The organism is Desulfobacterales bacterium (assembly GCA_029211065.1).
In the GTDB taxonomy this organism is placed as follows: domain Bacteria; phylum Desulfobacterota; class Desulfobacteria; order Desulfobacterales; family JARGFK01; genus JARGFK01.
Genome location: JARGFK010000127.1, coordinates 1 through 11,853 on the forward strand (window position 1 = coordinate 1; position 11,853 = coordinate 11,853).

Annotated in this window: 12 protein-coding genes; 1 reads left to right on the plus strand and 11 read right to left on the minus strand. The window is 50.2% G+C overall.

Going from position 1 to position 11,853, the window contains the following annotated elements:
• A partial coding sequence (locus P1P89_19825; protein MDF1593763.1) for a hypothetical protein occupies positions 1-211 on the plus strand: 211 nt, incomplete at its 5' end.
• Positions 212-234: 23 nt separating this feature from the next.
• On the opposite strand, the gene P1P89_19830 is transcribed toward P1P89_19825, so the two are convergent.
• The 11 genes from P1P89_19830 to P1P89_19880 all read right to left on the minus strand — a co-directional run.
• Complete coding sequence (locus tag P1P89_19830) at positions 235-564, minus strand: hypothetical protein (GenBank protein MDF1593764.1); 330 nt, start codon at positions 562-564, stop codon at positions 235-237.
• Positions 554-1,906, minus strand: coding sequence for a DUF362 domain-containing protein (locus P1P89_19835; GenBank protein MDF1593765.1), 1,353 nt, complete (start codon positions 1,904-1,906; stop codon positions 554-556). Before P1P89_19835 ends, P1P89_19830 begins: the two co-directional genes overlap by 11 nt.
• A 19-nt stretch (positions 1,907-1,925) precedes the next feature.
• Complete coding sequence (locus tag P1P89_19840) at positions 1,926-2,849, minus strand: glycosyltransferase family 2 protein (GenBank protein MDF1593766.1); 924 nt, start codon at positions 2,847-2,849, stop codon at positions 1,926-1,928.
• Positions 2,846-3,790 (minus strand): class I SAM-dependent methyltransferase, encoded by a 945-nt coding sequence (locus P1P89_19845; GenBank protein MDF1593767.1) that lies wholly within the window; start codon positions 3,788-3,790, stop codon positions 2,846-2,848. Before P1P89_19845 ends, P1P89_19840 begins: the two co-directional genes overlap by 4 nt.
• On the minus strand, positions 3,772-4,908 hold the full coding sequence (locus P1P89_19850; protein MDF1593768.1) for a glycosyltransferase: 1,137 nt from the start codon (positions 4,906-4,908) through the stop codon (positions 3,772-3,774). Before P1P89_19850 ends, P1P89_19845 begins: the two co-directional genes overlap by 19 nt.
• 524 nt (positions 4,909-5,432) lie before the next feature.
• Positions 5,433-5,723, minus strand: a complete 291-nt coding sequence (locus P1P89_19855) for a hypothetical protein (GenBank protein ID MDF1593769.1) — start codon at positions 5,721-5,723, stop codon at positions 5,433-5,435.
• A 102-nt stretch (positions 5,724-5,825) separates the two neighbouring features.
• Positions 5,826-7,232 carry a hypothetical protein gene (locus P1P89_19860; protein MDF1593770.1) on the minus strand — a complete coding sequence of 469 codons (1,407 nt, stop codon included), beginning with the start codon at positions 7,230-7,232 and terminating at the stop codon, positions 5,826-5,828.
• Between the two features lie 32 nt (positions 7,233-7,264).
• Positions 7,265-8,578, minus strand: a complete 1,314-nt coding sequence (locus P1P89_19865; protein MDF1593771.1) for a glycosyltransferase family 4 protein — start codon at positions 8,576-8,578, stop codon at positions 7,265-7,267.
• Positions 8,579-8,820: 242 nt separating this feature from the next.
• Positions 8,821-9,726, minus strand: coding sequence for a class I SAM-dependent methyltransferase (locus P1P89_19870; GenBank protein ID MDF1593772.1), 906 nt, complete (start codon positions 9,724-9,726; stop codon positions 8,821-8,823).
• Between the two features lie 210 nt (positions 9,727-9,936).
• The gene (locus P1P89_19875; protein MDF1593773.1) at positions 9,937-11,319 is read right to left on the minus strand and encodes a lipopolysaccharide biosynthesis protein; all 1,383 of its coding nucleotides are present in this window, start codon (positions 11,317-11,319) and stop codon (positions 9,937-9,939) included.
• A 321-nt stretch (positions 11,320-11,640) separates the two neighbouring features.
• Positions 11,641-11,853: hypothetical protein (locus tag P1P89_19880; protein ID MDF1593774.1), on the minus strand; the 213-nt coding region annotated here is incomplete at its 5' end.

The window sequence follows — 11,853 nt, forward strand, 5'->3', positions numbered from 1 at the left end:
GGGGGTCGCTCCGGATCAAAATACACCCCAGCATCACCGAGCAACTCAGGCATTGCTGACCGGTTTGAGCAAGCGATTGGTAGCCCTGCAGACATCGCCTCAATCAGGATTTGTCCGAAGGTTTCGCAACTCGACGCGAACAGAAATGCATCCGCCGTCAAATATCGTGTGTGCAGCTCAGCATAAGGAATTGCCCCCGGATAACGGATAAACTCACTTGCTGGGTCTACATGCTTAAGCTTGGCTTGAAGCCTTGTCAAGCAGCGGAAAAGCTGTGAGCGCCTCAAAAGGATTGTGCCGCTCGACGACTGGACCAAGATGGCGATAGGCGGGCACCTGGTCCACGACAAACCGCAAAACCCGCCCCAGTTCCCGTTCCTGGTATCCCCTCAGTTCCTCAGGACTCGCCCTATCGAACCATGGCCCTCGCCGGTAGACCGTCCGATAGGCACTCCCCGCCCACCAGGAAAAGGGGATCAGACAGAGGCTTCGCTTGATCGAAACTGGTAAGGATTCATATAATTTTCGTTTTAGTTCAAAGGGCATTTTATTTTTATTCTTCATCCTGGAGATTTTTCCAGCCAAAATGAGGGGTTAATCCGCCTTCAACGGCGGACCTCACTTCGGATAACCCCACCTCATGACCTGCTCGACCGTCAAAGACCTTGATGTCCTCCATTTTTCCCGTTGCGATGGGCCAACGGTGGGGTTCAAACGCATTTTTAATAACTGGTAATTTGTTGGGAGCAAAACCCATCAGTTTCGCTACCACCGCGTCAACCTCAGCAGGATTAGTTCCCGAGACAAGCACGTTCGATTGCACCGGATCCGGACAAAGAGGCCCATCACCCTGGCCACCGATGACGCCATCGACAATAGCCAGGTATGCCTTCGGTTGAAACCTGTCGCGCCATGTCCCATCGGTATTGGCGTAAAGCAGTGCTCGATTCAAGTCCAGCACCATCCGCCAACACGTGTCGTTGCCCGACCAATTGCCATTTCGGATAACAACCCCACTGTCACCGAGGCACTGCTTTCCCAGATGGCGCATCTTTCTATAGAGCCATGTTCCCAGGCCTGGTATCTTCAGGGCCATTTTTCTGCCGATTTTTTTAACATTAGACTCAAACCGATTCAGGAACGAATATTCAGGAAATTCGTCACCTCCTCGCACCGGACCGCCTTCCGTATAATGAGGCAGCCAATTTTTATCACCGTTGATTCCAACCAGATTCTTTAGGCAGCACGTGATTCCGGTCTTCTTGTGGGTCTTCATCTTGGGTAGATTAATGAACAGGTCGCATGAAATCGGGGTTCCAGCGATCAGGTATTCCTGTATTTTCCCCCGATGGTGACTGTTAACAACAGTTGAATCGTAATCGGCACCGTAAAATCGACCCTCGCCAACATGTCCATAGAATAGGCTGTCGCTCCCCAGATCAACCTTCACATATCCCCGCGGGTCGTCTGGATTCCGGCACCTCTCGACTACAACCTCCTCCTTCCGGGTCCAGACTTCTCGGCGAAGGTCAAGTACCTCAAATTTAATTGAAGGGAATTTTTCAGTGAGAGCCTCAAATCGCTGTTGAAATTCCCCCCTTTTAACAATCGCGGCAAAATCCGCATACGTGTGCGGCGCGTCACATACACAGATCGTCGCCCGACCTTGGATTCGTTCCGCCAAACACTGAAGAACGCACAGAATCAGTTCGGGATGAGTAATTACCGGTTCCCATACATGGTCTTTGTATTCATGAGCATCCTGAATCCAATTAGGCTTAACGACAAAAAGGCGTTCAGGATCGTCCTTTGCGAGCAGGATATCGATTCCCCTACCCATGTTCAGCATAATGTTGACAGCGTGGCGAATCCGCTCGGGGTTCTTATAATCTTCAAAAAATACCACCCGAACTGTCGGTTCCATGTTAATCCTTAGTTTCCTGCATAAACACCTGCTGCAAAGGAGAAGCTAAAACACGTGCGTCATAGTCTCCATGAGGGACTTTCGATAGTTCAGGGATACGACCGGTTTTCAAAATTTCTCGCGTCTTAAGATCGGTAGCTCGAAAAACCTCCGTGCGAAGCCGGGCCCAAGTCCATCCCTCCGCACCATTGCGCCAGACCCCACAAACAATCAAATGATAGAGGAACAGCAGTTGGAACCGGAAAGGAATCCTGAAGAAATACTTCTTAAAAAACATGCGGCGTTCCAGGGGATTCCCCAAGAGCCGCGGTTGCACGGCAAGCGCAGCCCCGCTTGCCCGCATGATCGCTTCCATCGTTGTGTAACGGTTCTGCTTGTCCACCCAATGGTGCAGGTCAGAACTGTCGAAATGTTCCATCAGGCCCTCGAGCCGCCCGATCTTCCCGTCGACCAAGGGATGCTCATTCACGATCACATTCGAGAATCGACATTTCCCAGTCCTCCAGAGCCTCAGAACCGGCTGCTGAACATGAAGGGGTTTACCCATAAACCAGAGCCGCAGAACCATCTCGTAGCCGTCGCACTCGGCCCCATTTGTCACCACCTTAGCGATGCTGTCCTTAAGTTTTTCAGAGAGCCTTTCGTCAGGATCTAATTTTAGCGTCCATGGGGTCGCTACAGGCAAATGATCGAGGGCGAAATTCCACTGGTCACCAAAATTTGTGAAAGGGCGCTGAACGATCTTTACCCCACGCTCCAGCGCAATATCGACCGTACGATCCGTACTGCAACTGTCAACAATGAATACCTCTTCCGCCCAGTCCTTGACGTTATCAATAGCGCCCGGAAGGTTGAACTCTTCGTTGAGCGTAAGCATAATGACGGTGACAGGAATCGTCTGACTGTTTGATTGAACTGGCATCATTCCGCCTTTCGTCCGATTAACACCACTTCATCGCCGCGGCCGATCACTTCCTGGAATAATCGCAGCGGCAAAGTAATGACGCCGCCCAAGACCATGGCCAAGTGATAAGCGTGGCCCACCCAGGAAAGATGCGCAGCTTCGCGCTGCGCGGACCGTTCGCCTGCGCTCTTCCGGTTTGCTCTGAGCAAAGTCCGCAAAATAGCCAGGAACCAGCCGGAAAAGGAATCATGCGTCCTGATGCGCAACACTTCGAAACCAGCCAGCTCGACAGCTCGTTGAAGCGTTTGAGGGCTAAAGTATGCCAGATGATATGGTTCATAACTGCCCCAGCCCGGCAGGAGCGCCTCCCAACACGCAACGTTGGGGACTGCAATATGGACCACACCCCCGCTGACGAGTAGGCGGCGAACGTCTTGCAGGAATTCGATAGGCTGTTGAACGTGCTCCAACACATGGTTCATCATGACAATATCGAAAAAAGGGGCAGAGTGAATAATCTGGGCGACGGGGCTGTTGTGCATTGGGATTCCATGCACACGCTGCACACGTGCACAGATCGATCCGGAGAGGTCGCATCCCATTACCTCATAACCTCGCTCCCGCGCCGCGTTCAGGAATGAGCCGCTGCCTACGCCGATTTCCAGCAGTCGCTGCCCCGCTATTTTGGCTTTAGAAAGTCGTGCGAGTGTATTACGGTTGTTCCAGTTCTCGAACAACACCACCCAAAATGACGTTTTAGGCCGGTAATCTTCACCAAACCATTCTTCTTCCAGGTATTCGTTCGCCTGTGGTTCCCAAATAATAGGCGAAAGCACCACGCCACAGCCTTCGCATTGCACCAACCCCACCTTGTACGGTTTAAATCCGACGTACCCGCAGATCAGGCACAGACGAATTTGTTGGTTGGCATCGTTCACCGGAGTCAATCTTCGATGATCCATTCAGGCTTATTACCGCCGTTCAGTATCCAACGATAGGTCGCTGCCATCTGCCATCCCACATGTGCCCAAGAATACTCTGTTTGCATCCAGTCTCTCCCGCGCGATCCCCGAGCCGTTAATGCAGCTGGAGATTCGGAAAGGGCCTGTTCCAGACAAGCAACCAATGGATTGATTCCAATATCGATCCACCAGCCGGATTGCCGCGAGTTTAATCCAGCCCAGGGCGCGCCTTTAGATACGATAGCCGGCGTGCCTGATACCAATGCCTCCGCCACAGATATGCCAAAGTTCTCTGAATGCGTGGGCAACACGAAAAGATCCGCATCTCGATACGCCTGCCACTTCAGCTCGCCAAACAAAGCCCCACTGAACTCAATGCGCTCAAGGTGCATCGCGCAGGCCAACCCCTTTATTTTTCCAAGATATCCGCCATTGTCGGGTCCGACAATTCGCAAACGCCATTCAGAAAAACGATCTTGTACCGCCCGCCATGCGTGAAAAAGTATGTCCAACCCCTTTATAGGGTGAATACGCCCCAGGAATAACAACGTCCGGTGATCTTTCTCTGCCTTTGGCAGCAGGGGTGGGATATCGATGCCGTTTGGTATGACCGCCACGGGCTGACGGAAACCCATACGGCGGATGTCCTCGTATTCCGACACCGCTGTAGCGTTAAAGCACGTGGTAGCCGCAAGGGCTGGCCTTTGTAGTAGCGGCCAGAATAAGCGTTTAAACGACGAACCGCTTTGCATCGCCCATTCGGACAAGGTGCCATGTGGTGTAACCACCAAGGGAATATCGTATCGTCGGGCCACCTGTCCCGGATAGACATTGGGCATCATCCACAGACTGTTGTCATGGATCAGATCGACTGAATTCGATTTACCTTGTACATGAAGCCAGCTTTGCATTGCCGGCGATCGGCCCAACCTGCGCGGCCCCCATCCCAGCGGGAAGGTCTGGAGAAAAGAAGGCGCCGAGGCCATCGGTGCCCAGTCCAGCGCGGCAAGTGTTACACCTAATCCATTTGCAATGAGATTTTCGCACAGGCGTACAACGGTGTAAGATGGGCCGCTCGCCTCATTCGTGATGGCGGGAACAATCTGAATTACCCGCATGCCGTCATCCTATCGAGACACACGCAAGAATAGTGATTGGCATCGTATAATGTAATTACTCTTCGATCACCTATTCCGATGCTCACGGTCACCGCACTTGCCCTCATGCATAATCGGGCGCCACCTCCACTTTTCCGGCCATGCAAATTTCCGAGGGGCAGGTGCGCCAGATTCCATAGTGTCCGACTCTCTGGTGAGCCGTAAAGCACCTTCGCTTTGCCAACCGTATTCCAGCCATCAATTTCCACATCAGTATAGGGCTCAGTATCCAATAAGTCACGATCAGCTGTAACGATTTTGAAGTCCAACTCATCACCAAAATAATTCACCATGTTTGCAATAGTCCGAACCGGACCTCCGGATTTATAGCCGGGGAGATAATAGGGGACGAAAGTAAGGATCATGGGTTTGGGCATCGTCAACTTTAATCCTAATTTTATGTGTGCATTTTTGGCAGACTCGACGATAACGGCACTTCTCCTTGTTGGCTGTATATGAGCTATGCAAACAACATTTTTCTAGAATTAGACATCAGCCCGGTTCCATGGAGTCACCGGCCGCACGCCCTGCCCTTCAAGAAATCTCAAAATTCCCAGCAAATATTCCGGTCCGGCATCCTCGTCCAGACGTTGTGCCCACTGCGCCAGTGCCCTGCGCTCATCGGGTTCCAGCCGGCCTCTGTCCATAACCTGCTGCAACCTTGCCTGCAAATGATCCACATCACCACTTCGAAAAACGTCACCATGGCCACTGGCCTGCACCACTCCGGCTGCGCCGCAACGGTCGCTGTAGGTAGCAGTAGAGAAGTGGTCCACCACGGAATCACGACCAGTGAAAATATTTGTTCTCGCTGGCTGTCATGCGAAGGGTCGGCGAAGGTCTTTTTGGGGGGCAAAAAACAGTAAAGTGGTCATCAGTCATTGATATTCCTTTCGCGGCCATAAGGCAGCAGCACGCACGCTACGAAGCGAACATCGGCGAAATTCCGCGGCAAGTAAGAATGCCAGACCAAACATAAGAATTCCAGCACTGAAGATAAATGTCTGCATTAGGCACACCGTGCCGATGAACGATAAAGACCGCGTAATTTCATCCGATTGTGTCGATGGAGTCAACGTGGGTCGGAGTCCGCCACGCAAGGAAAAAATTAGCAAAGTTATCCCAATTAAACCCATATCGGAGATGTAGGCCAAAAGACCGGTGTTCGGGAAAAGGATGATATCACTTCCGCCTAGGTTCCGGGCTATGTAAAAAGACATCCCGCCCAGGCCGGTTCCAGAGAGAATCATCCATGGATGCTCCGCTAAGACCTGTATTGCTTCAATCTCCGGCATGTCGCGGAGATACTCGCGCCCCGTGGTGCGCTCTTGGACAATGGAGATTATCCCTCCAGGTGTTTTCGGTAGGACACCGGAAAAATTGACAATTGCCAAGCCACCAATTAAGAGCGCCAACAGAAGGAGAAGACGTGCCAGGCGTGAAGCGAAGCGATTTCTCAATGTCCAAAGCGCAATCGCCATCATGCCCACGAAACCAATCCACGCCGATGTAGAATAGGTGAGAAACATGACCACCAGCGAAAGGAACAAGGCCCATGTAGTACGACTACGGTGCCGGGTTTTGCCTTCCATGAGGAGCGTTAATAACGCTGCGATCCATACCAACGAGATTACCCCCAAGCCTTTTGGCTCGCCAATTAAAGAGCTGGCACGGTAGATGGTGGCACCCCCCATTTGAAAAGCAGCAAAATGTTCATTCATTACGTCCGCAACGATGCCTGAGTAAGGTCGGCGGATTCCCGTCATCGGAAGACTTAAATAAAAAGCGATCACCTGATATAATGCGTACACCGAATGTAGTACTCCAACCCCTATGATCACTTTACGAGCTTTTTCAAATCCACCTGTTTGACTAAACGCAATCCCAATTTGCCACGCTGCGCCAATAATTATCAGCCAATTTAAAATTTGCCCTACACCGCGGAGTTGGCCATAAACGGCGCTCTTTCCAGCCATCGAGCCAATGGGCCAAAGGACCGAACCGACCAAGGTGTTTAAAATTAAGAATACCAAAAAGAAGACCAATCGGTGGCGACCGAAGCGGGGAATGCCAGGGGTGCGGCGAAAAACCAGAAGGCCCGCGACGATCAGCAACAGCCCGCAGAGGAGATCCGGGCTCCATGTGCCGAACTTCCACACGCTGAAATACCCCAGCGGCGCGACAGAGCAGTAGTAAATCGCCGCCGTCAGGCGGCCGTGAAAGATCGCCCAAACCTGACCCAAGCAAATTAAAAGTAAAATTGTTATTATTATTTTTTCGGGCACTGTTTATATTTCGTTATTTAAGAGCATTGCCGTTATGTGGAACATCTATAATTTTCGTTATTCAAAAGAGATTTAATAAGATTGACTTCGACCTCAGTTCTCTTTTCCCAGGAATACGCCCCTTCGCCTTTCCAGTCACGACATCCCTCCCGCAATTGATAGCGCAATTCGGTCGACTCCAATATTCGGACGATGGCAGCGGCCGCTTCCTCATGCACATTTGCTAAAGAAATCGTCAGGCAATTGTATCCGTCGTTTGCAACCATACTGGTGCCGCCAACGTCCAAAACGACAACCGGCCGCTCCAACGCAAGCGATTCCAACAGCGTATTAGAAAGATTTGTGTAATCCTGTGTCAACAATACGACATCAGCCGCCATAAGGAACGCGGGCATTTCAGAGTGGGGTGTGTTGTTCTTGATTTTTACCCGATCTTCTAAACCTCGTTGCCGAATCATCTCCTGAATCCGCGGTTCTTCGTCGCCCCGACCAAGAATCAAGAAGTTGACATTTACTCCTTTTTCTCGCAGCCTTGCGGCTATTTCCACAGTTCGGTCGAAGCGCTTCCAAGCGATCATCCGACCTGCCGAAACCACAAGCGGCCAGCCATTTTCAAAGTAGCGTTCAGTGATCGAAGGATCCGCCCCATCCTCCAGGACCCCTTTCCAATCGATATCCAGTCCATTGCGGACAAACTCCAAGCGTTTGTCGGGCCCCCTTAGAGCCCGAAACAACCGATCGCCCAGTGTTCCGTCATCCGTGATCACGTGCGCACTTGAAGGCATCAAGAAAGCAAGTGTTTCGTCATAATACCGAAGCAAATTTAAATAGCGTCGAAGTTTACCAACTGGATACTGCTCACTAATGCCAAAATGATAAGGCAGTAATGTGCCATACAACCGCGAAACATTAGGTACCCGCATAGTCATCGAAAGCAAACTCGCCAAGATTGCCCCCGGTGCCAAGTGCCCGTATATCACCACTCGTCCGTTGTGCCGCTCCTTTTCGGCGCGGAGAAATAGGAACATAGGCCAGAAGGCCGAAATCACCAAAAGAGGCAGGCCAAGGAACTTGGAGAATATTCGCGATTTCCGCAGTATTCTCGGCAAAGTCCAGTGGGGCATTTTCTTAACCCGAAGGCCATCGAACCACTGATCAAGGTCATTTTGGGGGTCACCTCCGATCTGCAGATAGGTGACATCAAACCCTTTCCGCCCGAGCTCGCGATGAAACGCCATAATCGATGGCATCCCCATGGCCTTAACACCACCCATTTCCATCAAGGCCACGGGAGAGACAGAATACACTGCAATCGAGGGCTTTGATCCTCCTCCATAAGTTTTCATGCGATCTTTATCCTTCTGCTGACAACAACATTCAGTGGCAAGTTGATGGAAAAATCGGGCAAGAACCGCATTCCTATTCAATTATAAATTTTCCAAAACTGACGTACTTCTTGCGTCGAGGATGCTCGGCTTAAAATGCAAAAATTACTGGTCTTAGTGTTAGAACATTATCCCCCCTTTCCCCTCCATTTGGAAACAAGCAGTCCTCTTTCTTAAAATACCGGACGATTTAATCTATCAGGTCATTGTTTTTGGAGAATCATTAGCAAATTGTGTCTTATTTCTTTCGATTGATAATCATGTTTAATTGGCAGCGTTAATTGCATAATGCGCTTGATCCTCCGCACGGATTCAAGCAAATGCATCGATTTTAGTAAATACTTGCTCATCTCTTTTATTGTATACTGATTACACATATGGCTATTAAGGCCTTTGCCCCCTCCATAAAGCGTACAAACAACTTGCATTCCATGTTTAGCAGCGTACTTGCCGATTGTAGTGCTTGAAAAAAAATATAAATGTTCAAAGCTCATGGAGAAACCAACCCAGTTATCAAATCCAACAAACTCAGCGCATTCAAAACTGGGCGTTGTAATACAAAGAAAACCATTCTTTTCGAGAAGGTCAGAGGCTTTCTTAAAAAACATGTCAGGGTCGTGGACGTGTTCGATAACCTCAAAGGCAAACAATGCCTCGTAACTTTCTTCCGAAATGATATTATCAATTGTCCCAACATAAAAAGGAATTGTCTTATACCGGGATCGCGCTATTTTAATGGCAGATCCTGAAATATCAATCCCAGTTACATCCACCCCCCTGTTATGGACATACTGGCAGAATTCACCAGTTGAACAGCCGACTTCCAGTGCTTTTCCAAAGGAAGATATGCCATTCTCTTTGAGGACAAGTAGCCTTCCTTTTGAAGCAGTAAGCATATCGCCAATGGATGATCGAGATAAGATGTAATTACAATCATATTGAGTTGGAATTAGATCATCCTTGGGCCTAGGATTCAAATATACAAGTCCACACTCCTTACATTGGACTACTCGAAGTCCATCAATTCTCTCGAATATAAATCTATCGCTTTGTAAGCCGCAGAGATTGCAGCTGTACTCAGTTAGTTGAGTGTCAAGCCATTTTCTCAATTAACTTCTCCCATCTCCGGTTGCTTTCTTATGAACAAAAAGGTGGGTCCCATTGTTTGTACAGGTCGGCAGTGGCATTAAAATGGAAAAGTCTGTCAAATTGTTGCCGTATGCTAATCAAACGTTTCTCGTTTATGTATTCCTCGAATTTATAGTGATCCTTATCAACCTGTTTTTTATACCTTTTTCCCATACTTCTCCCTCACCTCCCTATTGACCCGCCTTGGCATAACCCTCCTGGACCTTCGCTACCCCGATTATCCAAAGAATCATGGCCACGTAGGCAATAGACCCAATCAAGGCAAAGAGGGCCACTGCAACGATGTCACTTGAAAAGACGTAAAATCCGACTAAAAAAGCGACGGCTTTACTCCCGGTGCTGAATAACTCGTAAATGAGAAGCCCCTTTTGAATGCCCAGCACCGGAACAGCGGCTACACTTGGCCTATTGATATAGTTGAAAAAAAAGAAAAAGGCCAGCCAACGGGCGTAACTCCCTGCCATAGCCCACTCGGCTCCGAAAACGAAACCAAAAAGCCAAGGTCCGAACAGCACTACAAGCATAAAGGGCGCGACTCCTGTAAGGGCCAGCCCACCGGTGGCTTGCAAAATGAGATGTACTAGATTTTCCCCTTTGTGGGCAGCCTCGCTGATACGGGGATAAAACACATCGCCAACGGATTTCGCGATTAATTGCGAAGGCATGCCGAGAACGGTCCTTCCGATAGTATAGAAACCCGCGGCCGCTGGGCTGAAGAAACCGGCAAGCATCAACACAGGAATGCTCTGGGAAACAGCATTCATGAAAACCTGGGGAGCTCGATAAAGCGGAAAATCATAGTATTTTGTCGCCAGTTTTCCAAGCGAATACGGGCTTTTCCCTGGCGTGTCCTTGCTAGCTGGCCCAGGATTTGCCCGCATGCTCCCTACCCAGAGCATGAGAGAATGAACAGCGCCACCGAAGGTGGCAAGTACGATCAGCACCGCCCCCACAGGGTGAAACCACCCGACCCCTACTTTCGCGGTGTTGATTACAAGAGCCTGGGCTGCCGCAATCCTGGCTGTAATTGCAAAACGTTTTTTACGAATCAGCCAATGCTGGCCGACCTGGGTGCCGGCGGCAAAAAACAGAGCCAGGGGGAGCAACAGGCCAAATGGCGCAATGGTTTTCGCCCCGAACAGGCCAAGGAACCACTCACCGGAGAACCAAATAACGGCAACTAACAGGAGGGCAACACCCGAAGCGGTTAAGAGAGACAAGTGGGCCAACCCCTTGGCGTCTGAGTCCTCTTCTGGCAGCACAACAGCGATGGGGTAAGTCAAGGCAGCTATCGGTGTCAGGACGGCCACTACAGCCATAAACACTCCATAGAGGCCGAAGGCTTCCGGGCCATATAAGCGAGTGACAATGGGCGCAAAAACCATGGTAATGGCTTGTGCGACAGCGGTCCCGGAAGCGACGATAGCAACATCACGCGCGAATTTACTTTTCGCCGTACGGTCAAAAAAAATCTTTATTTCATTGTAAAATCTTGACCGCAAAGGGACCTTTTTTGGGGGCATTCCCGCATGTTTCGCGGGGTCAGTTCCCATTTCCTATGATTGCTAGCAATGACTACTCTTCGTTATCTTGTAGTGGAGATAAACCGGGGAAATCCATGGGGTCGTGTCCTGCTTTCTGATCTCACGGGTTCTTCCATCCCCTTTATCCCCTTTATCCCCTTTACTTGCCGCGGCGACTTGTCGCGTCGTAGTTCGACTTGTGAGGGCAATTTATCACGCCATAGCTCGTAGAGCGACGGCGGAAGCTGAAAGCGACGCCCCAAGAACGAAGACGGAAGTCATCCGGAAGCGTGACGAAGACGGGCCTGCCACGGCGTAGTCACGCACCCAGCGTGACGAAGACGGGTCCTGTTAATACAGGAACCCGAAGATCCAGAGGGGTATTTTCCTCCCAAACCCATTTTCCATTTCATCGACAGCCAGAAAACAGTTTTCGACATCACTTATTTGACCGAAACTCTTTTTTCTCCCGCCGATCTCGAAGAGATACGCATCGTCAACCAGAAAGTCCCCTTGCCGCGGCGCCTTCAGTTCATGCCTCGTACACAGCATATTCAGGAAAAA